The sequence below is a fragment of the Microcoleus sp. bin38.metabat.b11b12b14.051 genome (assembly GCF_013299165.1).
GTDB lineage: Bacteria > Cyanobacteriota > Cyanobacteriia > Cyanobacteriales > Microcoleaceae > Microcoleus.
The window spans coordinates 193,377-210,817 of record NZ_JAAFKD010000010.1 but is presented as its reverse complement, the minus strand read 5'-3'; the positions used below and the strand labels follow the sequence as shown (position 1 = coordinate 210,817).

The window sequence follows — 17,441 nt, the reverse complement described above, 5'->3', positions numbered from 1 at the left end:
AGAAATTCGGTAAAAACCCGGTTTCTTTGTCGGAGTCTGTAAGCCCTGAAAAGAAGAGACGGCGGTTGAAACCGCGTCTACACAGGCAAAACCCACCTCCGTGGGTTGAAGATAATTTTTCTTAGTCGGCGTCCGGCGGACATCGTTTGTGTGCCCGTAAACTCCGCGGTTTCAACCGCCGGGCACCGCGCCGTGCCGTATCCCTACCCCAAAAAATCATCGCAAATTTGTCTCAAACATCGCCCAAATCCCCCATTCCCTCCAAACGCAGGAAATGCACCCGGCCCGACGAATCGCCCGCTACAACTGTCACTCCATCAGGCGCAAAAGCACAGCCATTAAACGTACCATCTCCGCTGAAACTAGCAACCTCTTTACCTGTGAGCAAATCCCAGATTTTCAGGGTTCTATCATCGGAAGCGGAAATCGCGGTTTTACCGTTGGGTGCGATCGCGACTGCTCTTACCACGCTACTATGACCCGTGAGAGTTTTCAGTTCACAGCCTGTCTCGGTGTCCCAGATTTTCAGGGTTTCATCCCAGGATGCCGAAATCACGGTTTTTCCGTCGGGTGCGATCGCGACTGCTCTTACCCAGCTACTATGACCCGTGAGAGTTTTCAGTTCACAGCCTGTCTCGGTGTCCCAGATTTTCAGGGTTTCATCCCAGGATGCCGAAATCGCGGTTTTTCCGTCGGGTGTGATCGCCACTGCTGTTACCCCCTCACTATGACCGGTGAGAGTTTTCAGTTCACAGCCTGTCTCGGTGTCCCAGATTTTCAGTGTTTTATCCTCTGAAGCCGAAATCGCTGTTTTTCCGTTTGGTGCGATCGCCACTGCTGTTACCAAGCTACTATGACCAGTGAGAGTTTTCAGTTCACAGCCTGTCTCGGTGTCCCAGATTTTCAGGGTTTCATCCCAGGATGCCGAAATCGCGGTTTTTCCGTCGGGTGCGATCGCCACTGCTGTTAACCCGTCACTATGACCCGTGAGAGTTTTCAGTTCTGAGCCTGTCTCGGTGTCCCAGATTTTCAGGGTATTATCCTCTGAAGCGGAAATCCCTGTTTTTCCCTTGGGTGTGATCGCCACTGCGGATGCCGAAATCGCGGTTTTTCCGTCGGGTGCGATCGCCACTGCTGTTACCCCGTCACTATGACCCGTGAGAGTTTTCAGTTCTGAGCCTGTCTCGGTGTCCCAGATTTTCAGGGTTTTATCATGAGATGCGGAAATCGCGGTTTTTCCGTCACGTGCGATCGCCACTGAATTTACCCAGGTACTATGACCGGTAAGAGTTTTCAGTTCTGAGCCTGTCTCGGCATCCCAGATTTTCAGGGTATTATCCTCTGAAGCGGAAATCGCTGTTTTTTCGTCCGGTGCGATCGCCACTGCTCTTACCAACTCACTATGACCGATGAGAGTTTTCAGTTCTGAGCCTGTCTCGGTATCCCAGATTTTCAGGGTTTTATCCCCGGATGCCGAAATCGCGGTTTTTCCGTCACGTGCGATCGCCACTGAATTTACCGAGCCACTATGACCCGTGAGAGTTTTCAGTTCACAGCCTGTCTCGGTGTCCCATATTTTCAGGGTATGATCCTTGGATGCCGAAATCGCGGTTTTTCCGTCTGGTGCGATCGCCACTGCTCTTACCCAGCTACTATGACCCGTGAGAGTTTTCAGTTCCCGGCCTGTCTCGGTGTCCCAGATTTTCAGGGTATGATCCTTGGATGCCGAAATCGCGGTTTTTCCGTCGCGTGCGATCGCCACTGCATTTACATAGTCACTATGACCGATGAGAGTTTTCAGTTCCCGGCCTGTCTCGGTGTCCCATATTTTCAGGGTTTTATCAGAGGATGCCGAAATCGCTGTTTTGCCGTCTGGTGCGATCGCTACTGCAATTACCCAGCGAGTATGACCGATGAGAGTTAAAAGTTCAGTACCGCGCTGGATGTCCCAGATTTTCAGGGTTTTATCCGATGAAGCCGAAATCGCTGTTTTTCCGTCGCGTGCGATCGCCACTGCATTTACCCCCTCACTATGACCGGCAAGCGTCCGCAACGCACCTTCATTTGCCCTCTCTAAATTAGCCTTCAAAGGCCGCAACCAAGGACTATCTTTCGATTGCTTCGCCTGTTCCAGCATCCCCTGAATCTGAGGTATTTCAAAATCCAGCAACCTCCCCCACAAATGCCCTGCCAATTGCGTTTTATCCTTCTCCAAAACGTGCGCCGACTTGCGAATTGCCGCTTGAATCAATCTCAGAGTTTGACTTTGCTCCTGAGACAGCAACACATCAGAAATTCTCGCCAAATCATAATCATCAATTAGCGCTTGTACCCCCAACACCTCCAGTTTCATCTGAATAAAACCGAAATCCGTCAACCAAGCACAATAACGGTCAACCTTCCCCCGTTTCGCAAATCTCTTCGGTTGGTATTTCACCAACAAATCTCGATCTTCCTGACACTGCTGCGCCAACCACACACCTAAATCGCTCATAGCGGCGCTCCTCCTGTAGAGTTATCGCTAATGTCATCGTTAATATCTTCCAGTGTGATTCCCGCCGACTGTACAGTTTCATCAGCTTCGAGAAACTGCCGAAAACTGTTGTGATAGATAGTATATCGAGTTTCCTTCCCTACTTTCTCCTGTCGCAAAAACGAATTCCATTTTCCGAGTACCTGTTGTACCTTCATCACATTTTTCTCGCTGGCAGATTTAGCCAACCAGCGACAAGAAACTGGTTCCTCTGCTTGCGACAGGTAATAGATAATCTTAACCTTCAATTCCAGCAGAGGATCGTCTTCCCGACCGATCATCTGTCCCCAGTGCTTTTGATAATATCCCAGCAAACCCTCTGGCAATTCGTTCAAATTCACATCATTGTAAGTACCGCCTTCAATTTCATCCAGAATGTACCGGAGATAGATAAATTTCTTTTCGCTTTTCTCGGCTACCGCCGTCACAAACTGTTCCCGCTGCAAATTTCGAGCTTTAATCCAATCCTGAATTAACTGGCTTCTCTCCGTGCGTTTAGCCAGATAAGCCTTGACATCTTCCAGACTTTCTGCACCGTACTCCATCAAATCAAAAACTGTCTTATTAGCTGCCGGCATAGGCAGAAATTCCGGCCGCTTCGAGACAATAAAATAAACATTATCCGGCAAGTCGTTAGGCAAATACGAAACATTGCTACCGCTAATTTGATTATTCCAATCAACTTCATCCAGCGCATCTACTACAAAAATTATTTTTTTATCTCTGCTAGATTTAGCGCTGACTTCCTTCAGCAAATCGCCTAGAAAATTGTTATTTTCCAGGGCATTTTCCGGCAGTCGCGGATACTTGTCTTTCAGGTTAAAACCTTCAATTAACTGAAGACAAGCATTTTCCAAAAAAGTTTTAGCGCTGATAATCCCGTCGGGTTGCGAGTTGAAATGAGTAACGCAGCGTCGCTTCAGCATCACCACACAGGTAGCCATAATCGCGCTTTTCCCAACACCCGGTTCCGCTTCTAAAACAAAATAGCCCTTCGGCTTTATCCTCAGAAACTCATTAATTGCTTCAAACACAAATTTCCGACCGGTAAAGTCTTTAATTCTGTCCTGAATAATCGTCTCGGATTTGAAGGAAATCGGCAAACTCGGCGCAGCAGGATCGATATATCTTTGCAGCAATGCCCGAATCTGCGCCAAATCATCCCGGATCTCAATTTCGATCGCGCCCAACTTCGCCATCACTTGACAAATCTGCTGCTGCGTAGCCACCTCCTCCAACTTGTCGAGAATCTCCCCATTTTGCAGCCCCAAATCCTTAAGCTGGGCCAAAGCAACTTGGTGCAAATTCAACAGCATCGCCGCAAACTTTTGTCCTCCCGTCGCCGCATCTTGTTTCAGCACTTCCCGGTACGCCTGCGGGAAAGTTGCGTAGAGTCTTTGCGCCACGAATTCGACGATTTCTGCATCAAAGGATTTCCCCTCGCTGCGGGCGAATTCCTCGATGAATCTTGCCCAATCTTCCGGTGTCAATCCCGTAACCCGATCGAACTCCGCAGCATCCGCCGAAAAAATCAGAGTCAGTTGCTCTTCGGAAATATTTAAACCCCTTGACAAATCAGCCGCTTGTATGTTAATGTTCTGCCAATATTTAGGAGTCTTCTCAGCTAAATTATCTAAATCCCTGGCAGACGAATTTTTACTAAGGGCTAGTGCGGTAAACTCAGGTGACTTAGTAGCGACATCCTTGAGAATATAGCCGATCGCCTCACCAGCCGCCTTAATCAAATCGTGATTATCAAGAATATTCGGATTTTTCGCCAACTTTTCGGCCATCCGATTCCCCAAATCATTAGCAGCCATATTCCCCGCAATCCCACCGGCAATCGTCGCTAAAATAGCAATGCCCCCAACGACGGGATTAGCCATCGCACCCAATGCTGCTGTCACACCCGGATTGGCGATCGCGCTAGCAATCATTGGCGCAACACCCATGATCGCACTGCATCCAATAACCCTAACTTTAGTATTAGCTAAATCAACTAACGACATAACTTAAATATTTCCCATACTTTGCAATAGTTTAGCGCGGCCAGATAATTAAATACAAGGTTAATTAATCTCATATCTTCCACCATTGTTAGGAACAGGCAAGATGCCTGTTCCACAATCATTGTTAGGAACAGGCAAGATGCCTGTTCCACAAAAACTAAATTTTCTTGTGGGGTGGGCATCTTGCCCGCCCCAAAATACAATCATTGTTAGGAACAGGCAAGATGCCTGTTCCACAAAAATTAAATTTTCTTGTGGGGTGGGCATCTTGCCCGCCCCAAAATACAATCATTGTTAGGAACAGGCAAGATGCCTGTTCCACAAAAATTAAATTTTCTTGTGGGGTGGGCATCTTGCCCGCCCCAAAATACAATCATTGTTAGGAACAGGCAAGATGCCTGTTCCACAAAAATTAAATTTTCTTGTGGGGTGGGCATCTTGCCCGCCCCAAAATACAATCATTGTTAGGAACAGGCAAGATGCCTGTTCCACAAAAATTAAATTTTCTTGTGGGGTGGGCATCTTGCCCGCCCCAAAATACAATCATTGTTAGGAACAGGCAAGATGCCTGTTCCACAAAACTAAATTTTCTTGTGGGGTGGGCATCTTGCCCGCCCCAAAATACAATCTGCCCGCCCCAAAAATACAATTCTATATTCAGTCGGCGACCGACGACTTTAGCTATGAGACAGGGATTTTCAACCCCTGGCGGCCCCGACAACAATCTCAGAGCCTCCTCACACCCCCGCCACAAACTGACCGCCCCGCTATCCTATTTGTAAACTTTTTTATCAACCCGATCGCCCTGCTTGCATTTAACGGATAATGTCTGTTTATTTATTTTTCAACTCCAGCGATCGCCCGCAAAATAACTTTACTTTTCTTTACAAACCTGCAACGAAAACACGGCGCAACAGAGAAGAATTTCGTTACAGACTTTAAATGCGACGCGCGATCGACTAAAGTAAAAAAAATGGCTTTATCAATTTATTGATCGCAAAGGAAACAAAGCTCATGGTTCAACGCGGTTCGACAGTCCGGATTCTCCGCAAAGAATCCTTCTGGTATCAAGAAGTGGGCACCGTTGCTACGGTAGACCAAAGCGGCATTAAATACCCAGTAATCGTTCGCTTTAGCACCGTAAATTACGCAGGCGTCAACACCAACAACTTCGCCCAAGGCGAATTAGTGGAAGTGGCAGCCCCCAAAGCCAAAGCACCAGCAGCAGCAGCAGCCGCTTCCGGCGGCAAGCAAACGACGATCAACGAGAAAACCCGCAAAACCGGCAGCGGAGCAACCCCCCAGCAGCCGAAAACTGCCGCCGGCAGCAAGCCCGGTGCTGAAGCTCCCGGAACCGTCGAAGGTTCGCCCAACCAAGGAACAGAACAGCGCTAATTGTGCCAGAACTGCCAGAAGTAGAGACTATTTGCCGGGGTTTGAACCAACTTACCCTCGATCGCGAAATTTTGGGCGGAGACGTGCTGTTAAATAGCTCGATCGCCCGTTCCATCTCTGCGACCGATTTTTTGACAAAACTCAAAGGAAAGTCGATCGCATCTTGGTACAGGCGCGGCAAATACCTCCTGGCAGAACTATCGCAACTGACACCATGTAGGGGCGGTGCCCCCGTGCCCGCCCTTCCCGATTCTTCTTCCTTCCCAGTCCCTTCTGTCTCATCCCTTCTGCCTTCAAAAGCCGGCTGGTTGGGCGTTCACCTACGAATGACTGGACAACTATTGTGGGTAAACGAATCCGAAACCCTGCCCAAACACGCGCGAGTCCGGCTATTTTTTCAGGGAAACCAAGAATTGCGGTTTGTAGATCAGCGCACCTTCGGTCAAATGTGGTACGTCCCCGCAGAAACCGAAGTAGACAGCACAGTCACCGGCCTGAAACTCCTAGGCCCGGAACCATTTTCCGACCAATTTACTACAGAATATTTTGCCCGCAAGCTGCACCGACGGGCGCGACCAATTAAAACAGCATTGCTAGACCAGTCACTGGTAGCGGGTTTGGGCAATATCTACGCAGACGAAACTTTGTTTTTGTCGGGAGTAATGCCGACAACTCTGTGCGCGGATTTGACACTAGAGCAAATCGATCGCATTCATACAGCTATTATTCAAGTTCTACAAAAGGCGATCGCCTCCGGCGGCACCACATTCAGCAATTTTCTCAACGTCCAAGGCGTCAACGGCAACTACGGCGGCATCGCTTGGGTGTACAATCGCGCCGGTCAACCCTGCCGCACTTGCTCTACAACGATTGACAAGATAAAATTAGCAGGGCGATCGACTCATTTCTGTCCCGCCTGCCAAAAATAACCAATTCAGCAACCGATTTTTTACCGGATTTAACAGAGATACCAAATCTCAGTTTCCGAATCTTCAGTCTGCGGAGGCAGACTTCGCTTGTGTAGTCGCGGTTTCAACCGCCGACTCAATCAACAACTTGGTTCGTGTAGCTTCAATCACCGACTTTTTTAACTGGTATTAAAGCCAAATCGGCATTAAAATTTGTATACTTTTATAAATGAAACAGAGCAAATTATGGCAATCAAAAAAGGTAGCATAGTCCGTGCAATTCGCGAAAAATTGGAAAACAGCCTAGAAGCCCAAGCCAGTGACCAGCGCTTTTCCTCCTATCTATTTGAAACCAAAGGCGAAGTGATGGATGTTCGCGGCGACTACGCCTTCGTCAAATTTGGCAAAGTCCCCACCCCAAATATTTGGCTGCGCGTAGACCAACTCGAAGATTTTAAGTAAACTCACCGACACAAAACATTACCGTCGGTTCTGGACGCAACTGGAACTATTCCCGATCTTCGCTAACTTTTAGGTACGTTGTTGTGCTTGCACTCTTTCATATATGAAAGAGCGCTGAAGCGCAACAACATACCTGAGTAAAGGTAATGTAGATTACATACAATGCGCTCGATCGCAATTAAGCTCATTCTGAAAATCTAAAATCTAAAATCCCCAATCTAAAATCGAATGAATTCCCCATCAACTCGCGTCTCAATTATCGGTGCAGGTAAAGTCGGTAGCACCTTAGCCCAACGAATTGCCGAGAAAAATTTAGCAGATGTAGTATTGCTAGATATCGTCGAAGGTTGGCCGCAGGGTGTTGCTTTGGACTTGATGCAAGCGCGGGGAGTCGAACGCCACGATCGCCAAATCATCGGCACAAACAATTATATAGATACAGCCAACTCAAATATCATCGTCATTGCCGCCGGCATTCCCCGCAAACCAGGTATCAATCGCGAAGATTTAATTAAAATCAACGCTCAAATTGTCACCGAAGCAGCCAAAAGTGCGCTCGCCCATTCCCCCGAAGCAATCTTAATTGTAGTGACAAATCCCCTAGATATCATGACCTATCTAGCCTGGGAAGCTGTGGATTTACCAAAACACCGAGTTATCGGTATGGGCGGCATTCTCGACTCCGCCCGCTTTCAAACTTTTATTGCTATGGAATTGGGCGTTTCCATTGCTGAAGTGTGCGCCACAGTCATCGGTTCCCACGGCGATTTGATGGTACCCTTACCGCGCTATTCCACAGTCAACGGCATTCCCATTGCTCAACTGATGGATGCAGGGGCGATCGATCGCATCGTACAGCGCACTCGCCACGGCGGCGCAGAAATTGTCGGATTGATGAAGACTTCGAGTGCCTATTTTGCACCCGCATCTTCCGCCTGTTTGATGGTACAATCTATTTTATTCAATCAATCGCGACTCTTGCCTTGCTCAGTTTATTTGCACGGCGAATACGGCGTGCAAGATATCTTTTTAGGTTCTCCCTGCCGCTTGGGATATCGGGGAGTCGAACAGGTAGTCGAACTCGAACTCAGCGATACAGAAAAAGCCGCCTTAATTGAATCAGGAAAAGTTGTTTCCCAAAATATTGAGGAAGCAAAGAGGATACTGAAAACTGCTGGTACCAGCAAGTAACTGCGAGTAAATAAAAATTACCATAAACTCACGGCGATAGATCACAACACCGGGCGTTAACAGTTGACCTGGGACAGTTGACAGAAGATCCCGCCCGCGAAGTCGAGGGGTTGACTTCGGAGTGCGAAGTTTTTAGGCAGGGGATTTAAGCCCCTGCCTAAAAATAATCTACCTAAAGGTGGGGGCTTGAATCCCCTGTGATGACGGTTACAAGTCTGCCTCAGCTCTATCTTGCAATACATCTGCCTAGAGGAACCCGAACTCTGCATTTTTCGGAACGCTCGAATATTTATCAATTAAAGTCAGGTATTTTATAATAAATTTAACCAATAAAAGCAATTACTTCATTCAGTTGACTGTTGACTGTTGACTGTTGACAGATGAGTGCGACCTCTACCTAAAAGGAAGAGGATTGGACTAATGAATAGTTTTCTTTTAATTTCTCGCCTTTAAGGGAGAGGCTTTAAACCAGTTTTTTATGGTAAAATAATTAGATTTATCAAAATTTATCTAAAATATCGAAGTGTTCCCAAAGAATCTATTAAAATAGAATGTATGACAAATAAATCGAAAATTAGCAAAAACTCTAAATAAGCCGATCGGCTAAATTCAAATAAATCTTAAAAGAGGCACTCCCAACAGGATATTCGATCGCAAAACTCAGGACAAGATCGATGAAGTTTGCGATAATCAGAAAAAGGTGACAACTACAACCGCAGGCGATCGGAAAAAAATGTCAAAATTAGTTCAGGACTCTGCGCTTGCGCCGTGAAACCGGGTTTCTCCTTTTCGCTTTCGCAGCTTCCCTGACTTAATGTATGTTAACAAACCGGGTTGATGCGTAACTTTTGAGTAAAATTCTCAACTATTGACAATTTATGCAGTATCCGATCGGCGATCGCCCGTTTTTACCGTAAATATACTGAGTTAAAATGCTGGTTCGACCTCCCAATCTAGAAAAAATACGGAAATGCAGCGCGAGTAGCTGCTAACTGGTAGGAGAAGTAGGAGAATTTGCCCTCTATATTTTAGATTGACAGCAACCGCGCCCGATGGTTAGGACGCTCTCCCATGTCACAAACCCTTGCCTTCCATTGCTTTTTCCTTCCTTCTTGCTGATTTTTACCTACTCGCCTAGCCGAAGGGCATTTTTCCTTTTTGCTTCGCTCAACTGTCAACTCTTGCTTGTTCCTTCTTCCTTCTTCCTTCTATCGAGTTAACCCTCAACTATCAACTATCACCTATCACCTATCACCTATCACCTATCACCTATCACCTATCACCTATCACCTATCACCTATCACCTATCACCTATCACCTATCACCTATCACCTATCACCTATCAACTGTCAACTGTCAACTGTCAACCCTCAACTATCACCTATCAACCGTCAACCGTCAACCGTCAACCGTCAACCGTCAACCGTCAACCGTCAACCGTCAACCGTCAACCGTCAACCGTCAACCGTCAACCGTCAACCGTCAACCGTCAACTTACCTCGATACCCAACCGCAAAATAACTAAACAAATAAGATTATGTTTCATGAATACCTGTATCAAGAAGTAACCAACCTCCGCGAGAAGCTAGCTCACCTAGAAAGAGAAATGCAGTCTCAAACCTGGTTCAAAAAGCTGCAAGCGCTGATGGGAGTGATTGGCAAAATTCGCGAATCCCTAGACTTAGAAACAATATTCAAAATCACAGCCACCGAAGTCAGGCAACTTCTAAATGCCGATCGAGTCGCCGTCTACCGCTTCATTCCCGAGTCTGACTGGAACGACGGCGAAGTAGTATCAGAAGACGTGCTGCCCCAATACAGCCCCTCCCTAGGTGCCAAAGTTCACGATCACTGCTTCGGCGAACAATTTGCCGCCAACTATGCCAAAGGATACGTTCAATCTGTCAGCGACATCTACAAAGCGCGGTTGAGCCCCTGTCACCTCAGAATCCTCAAACGATTTCAAATCCGAGCCAACTTAGTCGTACCGCTGCTGCAAGGGCAACATTTATGGGGGTTGCTGTGCGTTCACTCCTGCGGCCAACCCCGCGATTGGCAGGAAGATGAAATCGAATTTGCCAAACAAGTAGGAGAACATTTAGCAGTCGCAATTTATCAGGCCGAATTGCACTTGCAAACCCAAAGGCAATTAGCAGAAATCGAATCTACACAGCAGAAACTCCGCGACAGCGAGCAAAAATATCACCAAATTCTTGACTCGATCGCCGATATGGTATTAGTCAAAGGCCCCCAATCGAAAATCGTCTGGGCAAATCAAGCATTCCGCGACTATTACGGCATGAGTCAAGAGGAACTTCAAGGCATCGTAGACGCACCTTTCGCCGAGCCCGACCATACTCTCCAGTACATCAAAGATGATGCCTTCGTATTTGAAACCGGACAGACTCTGGAAATTGCCGAAGAACCGGCGATGCGCTACGACGGACAAGTGCGGCTGTTCAGCACAGTCAAAACACCGATCCGCAATCAAGACGGGCAAATCACAATGAGTGTCGGTGTCTCCCGCGACATGACGGAACGCAAAGCAGCAGCAGAAGCCGTCAAAGCCAGCGAAACCAAATACCGCCGTTTGGTAGAAACCTCCCAAGATATGATTTGGTCAGTGGATGCGACTGGACGCTACACCTTCGTCAACCCAGCAGTTAAGTACATCTACGGTTACGAACCAGCAGAAATGCTCGGTAAGCCCTTCTCTGACTTGGTGACACCAGAACAAAGCCAGAAAGATTTAGCAGTTTTCGCCCGCCTCCTGGAGGGAGAATCAGTTTTTCAGCACGAAACCACCCAATTCGCCAAAGACGGCAGCATCAAACATTTGATGTTCAACGCGATCGCCCTGTACGACGACACCGGCAACATCATCGGCACCACCGGTACAGCCACCGACATTACCGATCGCAAGCGCGCAGAAGCAGCCTTACAACAGGCAAACGCCGAACTAGAAACCAGAGTAGAAGAACGCACCGCCGAACTCCGCCAGACTTTTGCCGCCCTGGGCGCCAGCGAAGGCAAATTTCGGACGATCGCGGCCACCATCCCCGGAGCTCTGTTTCAATTTTGCAGCAACGATGGAGAGTGCAGAGTTGACTATACCAGCGATCGTATCGAAGATATCAGCGGCATCACAGCAGCAGAAATAATGCAAGACATCACCTCCTTCATTTCCCGCATCCACCCCGAAGACTTGGAAAGCTACATCGCTTCCGTCACCGCAGCCGTCGAAAACTTCTCTCCCTGGCACTACGAAGGGCGATTAGTCAAGCCAAACGGAGAAATTCGCTGGTGGCAAGGCGACTCCATGCCCACCCTCCGCGAAACTGGCGAAATCGTATTTTCCGGCGTATTATTCGACATTACCGATCGCAAAGTTGCCGAAACCGCCATCCGCGACAGCCAGCGACAGCTAAAAGAAGCCCAGAGACTCGCCCACGTCGGCAATTGGGAACTCGACGCAGCCACCGAAACCGTCACTTGGTCGGAAGAACTCTTCCGCATATTTGGGCTCGAACCGGCATCGATCGCGCCCAGCCGAGCCGAACAAATCGATCTGATCCATCCAGAAGATTTAGAATTGTGGGGAGCCCTAGTACAGCGCGGACTCGAAACAGGTACTCCCTTTGATTTTGACTTCCGCGTTTGCCGTCCCGACGGCACTCTGCGACATCTCAACGCCTTGGCCCGCTCCGAAACCGATGCCGGCGGCAAGGTGGTAAAATTGTTCGGCACGGCGATCGACATTACCGATCGCAAAGCCGCCGAAGCAGCCCTGAGAGAAGCAGCAGCAGAGTTGGAAGACAGAGTGAGCGAGCGCACGGCCGAACTTTCCCAAGCAGTCACCCAGTTAGAACAAGAAATTGGCGATCGTAAACAAGCCGAAGCAGCCGTACAAGTTTCCGAGCAAAACCTCCGAACCATCTTTAACAATGTCTACGACGCTATCTTCATTCAAGACTTAGAAGGTAACATTCTCGATGTCAACGATCGAATGTTAGAAATGTACGGAGTTAGTCGAGAACAAGCAATTCAATCATCAATTACGAAAGACTATTCAAGCGACGAAAATCCTATTCAACTAATGAGAGAACTTTGGGAAAAAGTATTGTCAGGCGAAAGCACCCGTATCGAATGGAAAGCTAAGCGTCCCAATGATCGTTCCACCTTTGATGCAGAAATTGCTGTGTCAAGAATTCATCTCAACGGCAATCTCAGCGTCATTGCCAATGTGCGAGATATTAGCGATCGCAAACAGGCAGAAGCAGAACTGCAACGCGCTCAACAATTTATGGAATCAGTGCTCAAAACCATACCCGTAGGAGTAGTTGCCAAGGAGGCCCAAGAACTGCGATTTGTGCTGTGGAACCCCGCAGCCGAACAGTTGCTCGGTTTCAGTGCAGCAGAAGTTATCGGCAAAAATGATTACGACTTTTTCCCCACAGAACAAGCTGATGTTTTCACCGCCAAAGACCGCGAAGTGCTCAACAGCGGGCAAATTGTAGAAATTGCCGAACAAGAGGTGGAAACGCGCCAAGGAGAATCGCGGATATTTCACAGCAAGAAAACAGCAATACTCGGTGCTGATGGTCAACCGCAATATCTATTAGCTGTCACCGAAGACATTACCGATCGCAAACAGGCAGAAATTGCCTTGAGGCAATCTTCAGCCCAACTCAAGCAGCAAGCAGAAAGAGAAAAATTGCTCAACATTCTCACCGCTCAAATCCGCAATTCCCTCGACTTCGACAGCATCGTTACAGTCGCAGTTAAGGAAATTCGCGCTTTTCTGAAGATCGATCGCTGCAATTTTGCCTGGTACTCCTGCGACGGGGAGGAGCCTGTCTGGGAAATTATTAAAGAATCTCGCCACGCCCAGCTTCCCGATTTAATAGGTCGCTATCCGGCGTCCGACTTTGGCCCTGTTGGAGAACAAATATTGCAGATGGACATCGTGCGGCTGGATGATGTCAAAACAGTGGCAGATCCTGCTTGGCAACAAACCATTCGAGCGATGGGCTACCAATCTGTATTAGCCATCCCCATGCAGGCACTTTCTGGCGTGATGAGTGCAATTACCTGCTGCAACAGCGGTTCTGTGCGGCCCTGGAGCGACAGCGAAGTCGAATTGTTGCAAGCGATTACAGTTCAATTGGCGATCGCCCTCAACCAAGCCGAACTTTACGCCCAAACTCGCAATAAAGCTCGCGAATTAGAGCAAACCTTGCAGCAATTAACCAGCGCTCAATCGCAGTTAATTCAAAGCGAAAAAATGTCATCTCTCGGTCAACTCGTTGCAGGAGTAGCCCACGAAATCAACAACCCAGTTAACTTTATTTACGGCAATCTCAGCCACGCCAACGAATATACTCAAGACTTGCTGCACCTGATCGAACTTTACCAAAATCACTACCCTGAACCAGTCCCGGAAATTCAAGAAGAAGTAGAAGCCATTGAACTCGAATTTCTCATGGATGACTTACCGAAACTGTTGACATCAATGAAAGTCGGTGCAGATAGAATTCAGCAAATCGTGGCATCTCTACGCACCTTCTCCCGCATGGACGAAGCAGAAATGAAAGCAGTAAACATCCACGACGGCATAGATAGCACTCTGATGATTTTGCAGCACAGACTCAAAGCCAAACACAATCATCCCGAAATTGAAGTGATTAAAGAATACTGTCAATTGCCGTTAGTAGAATGTTATGCCGGACAGCTAAATCAAGTCTTTATGAATGTCTTGAGCAATGCTTTAGATGCTTTGGAAGAAAGAGACTCCCGGCTTTCTGCCGAGCAAATGCGGCAAAATCCCAGCCTGATTCGCATCTCCACTGAAATACTACAACCCGATCGAGTCCTGATTCGGATTGCTGACAATGGGCCGGGAATACCCGAGACTGTCGGTACTCGACTTTTTAACCCATTTTTTACCACTAAACCTGTAGGAAAAGGCACTGGGATGGGATTGTCAATTAGCTATCAAATTGTTACAGACAGACACAAAGGCACGCTGAAATGCACTTCGGCGCCGGGACAGGGTGCTGAATTTGCGATCGAGATTCCGCTCAAAGCTAATTGCTAATCAGATGTTCGGTCAATTGCGCGCAATCTGCAACGGTTTGTAGTGAGGACTTCAGTCCTTCTTCCCGAGGACTGAAGTCCTCACTACAAACCAATTTTATGCTTGTCGATCGAGCTAGACATGATCTAATAATCGGTCGCCGAACTCGCCAACAGGCAATTTATGATACGGCGACTGTTTCTCCTAGTAGGGGCTAGCCGTGGGGCGGACAATTATCTCGCTGACATCGACATCATCGGGTTGCTCGATCGCAAATACAATCGATCGCGCGATCGCCTCCGCCGGAATACAGATTCTTCTGAATTCTTTCATCCCAATTCTGGCAGTTTCATCACTGATGCTATCAGCTAATTCCGATTCCGTGACTCCCGGAGAAATCACCGTCACCCGAATATCACCGCCGACTTCTTGTCGCAACCCTTCTGATATCGCCCCCACCGCAAATTTAGTCGCACAATAAACCGCAGCAGTAGGAGATACCGCGTGTCCGCCGATCGAGGAAATATTGATAATCTGCCCCGATTTTTGCGCCTTCATCACCGGCAAAACTGCGGCAATTCCGTAGAGCACGCCTTTGATGTTGACATCGATCATGCGATCCCATTCCTCAACCTTCAATTGGTCGAGCGCAGACAGTGGCATCACGCCAGCATTGTTAATCAAGACATCGACGCGACCAAACTTATTTTGGGTAAATTGCACAATTTCTTGCAATTGACCTTGTTGTGTCACATCCAGAACCTGGTATTCAGCAGTTCCACCCGCAGCACGAATGTCTGTGATAATTGCGTTTAGGCGATCGGTGCGACGTGCGCCCAAAACCACTCTTGCGCCTCGATGAGCCAACATCCGAGCTGTAGCTTCACCAATTCCACTGCTGGCTCCTGTAATAATCACAACCTTTCCATTTACATTCGACATGGAAAACTCCTTTGATTGTTTCTCATACCATTTATGCCAACTCATCCAACAGTATTTGTAGGGTGTGTCGCCCTATAAAATTCCCGTCAGAAGACAGACAATCTGATAGCGACGCACCTTACACCTCGGCTGGATAAACAAACAACACTTGTTCCGAGCTGTAGCTTCACCAATTCCACTGCTGGCTCCTGTAATAATCACAACTTTTCCATTTACATTTGACATGGAAAACTCCTTTGATTGTTTCTCATACCATTTATGCCAACTCATCCAACAGTATTTGTAGGGTGTGTCGCCCTATAAAATCCCCGTCATAACACAGACAATCTGATAGCGACGTACCTTACACCTCGGCTGGAGAAACAAACAACACTTGTTATGGCTCGTGGCTTTTGACAAATGGTATAAGATGAGTTAAGTTGAAGCATTCTAAATTCAGATTTTGGGAAATAATTTGTTTTTTGCAAACTCTTCAAACGTTGTTGGTGTAACTGCTTCAGGTGTTCTAGCTGTCGCATAAACTCCGTCATAATCGCCAAAATTAAGGTACATATTCCCTATCTCTCGTTGAATATCAGGTGTTGCTCCCATCAACGCAAGACTCTGCTGAAATGACTCAATTGTCACCTGGACATATTCAATCGGATGACCGCGCATCTTTGAAAGGATCTCAATTATTTTAGAAACCGTTAAATTTTCCGGCCCCATAAGATTGCGAGTCCATTGACCGCTCCAAGCATCGTCGATTAGATACTTTGCTGCCACATCACCGATATCATCAGTGCTAATCCAAGGGATATCGCGATCGCTGGGAAAGGAAAAGTTTACAGTCCGATCTCGGCGAATAAACTCAACTTGACCAGCCAGAAAATTCTCCATAAAATAGCCAGGACGCAGGTGCAACAGATTTGCATCTGTTTGGTTGAAAAGCGCTTCCACATCCCCACAGAATGAGACTGCACCCAAGTTTGGCTTTGCCCCCGCGCCAATGCTGGAAATATTGACGACTCGTTTGATGCGGTTTTCCTGCACTGCTCTTGCTCCAGCCATTGCCGTCTGAATGTACCAGTCGTATAGGCTTGGTACATCAAGTTTTGGTGGAGTCAGCCAAAACAAAGCATCGGCATTTTGCGTTGCCTCAATTAACCCTTCGGTGTCATCGCTGCCGATCGGCTTTACAGTAGCTCCTTTGGCAACTAAATCGGCTAACTTTTCTGAATGTCTGGCTAGCAAAACAGTTTCGGATCCAGCCTGGATAACTTTTTCGGCAGTGCGCCGTCCAATATTGCCTGATGCGGCTGCAATTACAATTTTCATCGCCATCCTCGCCTGTTTATTACTGTACATTAAAAGATTGGTGCAAATTTTCGATGCTACCCCACGCCTCAAGAGCAGGAATAGGGTTCCAGTATTCGCGGTAATGGATGATTTTGCCTTCCTTAGTTTCCAGTTGCATCACATAATCTTGCTGATAGTGGCAACCTGTGGCGACAATCGTGGCTTCCCCGTGAACCTCAGCAAATAGAAAATTTGGATTCAACATTTGGTGCGATCGAATATTCGTGAATGTCAAATTTTGCATCTTTGCTGGCACATCTTTCATGTGGTTGTAGATTGCAGTTTTGCCAGCCAATCGGTCAGGTGAACCAAGAGCAGAAGCATAGGGAAATTCAACTATCGCATCTTCAGCGAATAGTTCTAGCCAAGCTGGGATATCTTTGCTAATTAGTTGGAGGTGGTCGCTAAAAATCTGAGCAACTGTTGCGATTTTTGTCTGGTATTTTGTCATTGCCTTATCCTTTTTGTTTGATTGGGATGTGTTCATCGTATGAGTAAAAACAAGACTTTTCAATGCACATACCTCGCAGTTTATTGCCTAATCCTCCAAAGCATGGTTTATACTCAAAAGAGTGTAATTAAATTAG

At 47.4% G+C, this 17,441-nt stretch carries 11 protein-coding genes; 5 read left to right on the top strand and 6 right to left on the bottom strand.

Translation table 11 applies throughout. The features are described from left to right. Positions 1-232 precede the first annotated feature (232 nt). Genes QZW47_RS13485 through QZW47_RS13475 form a run of 3 tightly spaced genes read right to left on the bottom strand, consistent with a single transcriptional unit; the run spans position 233 to position 4,809 of the window. Positions 233-2,494, bottom strand: a complete 2,262-nt coding sequence (locus QZW47_RS13485; protein WP_293127947.1) for a WD40 repeat domain-containing protein — start codon at positions 2,492-2,494, stop codon at positions 233-235. Beyond that, a complete protein-coding gene (locus QZW47_RS13480) occupies positions 2,491-4,542 on the bottom strand; it encodes an ATP-binding protein (RefSeq protein ID WP_293127945.1) in 2,052 nt (683 codons plus the stop codon). The genes QZW47_RS13485 and QZW47_RS13480 overlap by 4 nt, the downstream gene beginning before the upstream one ends. Before the next feature lie 60 nt (positions 4,543-4,602). Next, positions 4,603-4,809: a hypothetical protein gene (locus tag QZW47_RS13475; RefSeq protein ID WP_293127944.1), complete on the bottom strand. Its 207-nt coding sequence runs from the start codon at positions 4,807-4,809 to the stop codon at positions 4,603-4,605. A 747-nt stretch (positions 4,810-5,556) separates the two neighbouring features. Between QZW47_RS13475 and QZW47_RS13470 the strand changes: the two genes are divergently transcribed. The 5 genes from QZW47_RS13470 (at position 5,557) to QZW47_RS13450 (ending at position 14,595) form a co-directional block, all read left to right on the top strand. Further along, entirely contained in the window at positions 5,557-5,937 is a 381-nt protein-coding gene (locus QZW47_RS13470) for a photosystem I reaction center subunit IV (protein ID WP_293127942.1), read from the top strand. A 2-nt stretch (positions 5,938-5,939) separates the two neighbouring features. Continuing rightward, on the top strand, positions 5,940-6,866 hold the full coding sequence (locus QZW47_RS13465) for a DNA-formamidopyrimidine glycosylase (protein ID WP_293127940.1): 927 nt from the start codon (positions 5,940-5,942) through the stop codon (positions 6,864-6,866). Between the two features lie 225 nt (positions 6,867-7,091). Further along, a complete protein-coding gene (locus QZW47_RS13460) occupies positions 7,092-7,307 on the top strand; it encodes an NAD(P)H-quinone oxidoreductase subunit O (RefSeq protein ID WP_293127938.1) in 216 nt (71 codons plus the stop codon). Between the two features lie 228 nt (positions 7,308-7,535). Further along, positions 7,536-8,498: a malate dehydrogenase gene (gene mdh / locus QZW47_RS13455; RefSeq protein WP_293127936.1), complete on the top strand. Its 963-nt coding sequence runs from the start codon at positions 7,536-7,538 to the stop codon at positions 8,496-8,498. A gap of 1,537 nt (positions 8,499-10,035) precedes the next feature. Continuing rightward, entirely contained in the window at positions 10,036-14,595 is a 4,560-nt protein-coding gene (locus QZW47_RS13450) for a PAS domain S-box protein (RefSeq protein ID WP_293127934.1), read from the top strand. Between the two features lie 183 nt (positions 14,596-14,778). Here the strand turns inward: QZW47_RS13450 and QZW47_RS13445 are convergent, their stop codons facing one another. From QZW47_RS13445 to QZW47_RS13435, 3 genes are all read right to left on the bottom strand, one after another. Continuing rightward, the gene (locus QZW47_RS13445) at positions 14,779-15,516 is read right to left on the bottom strand and encodes an SDR family oxidoreductase (RefSeq protein WP_366930877.1); all 738 of its coding nucleotides are present in this window, start codon (positions 15,514-15,516) and stop codon (positions 14,779-14,781) included. Positions 15,517-15,951: 435 nt separating this feature from the next. Further along, complete coding sequence (locus QZW47_RS13440) at positions 15,952-16,833, bottom strand: NAD(P)H-binding protein (RefSeq protein ID WP_293127930.1); 882 nt, start codon at positions 16,831-16,833, stop codon at positions 15,952-15,954. Positions 16,834-16,852: 19 nt separating this feature from the next. Beyond that, positions 16,853-17,305 (bottom strand): nuclear transport factor 2 family protein, encoded by a 453-nt coding sequence (locus QZW47_RS13435; protein WP_293127928.1) that lies wholly within the window; start codon positions 17,303-17,305, stop codon positions 16,853-16,855. Positions 17,306-17,441 lie beyond the last annotated feature (136 nt).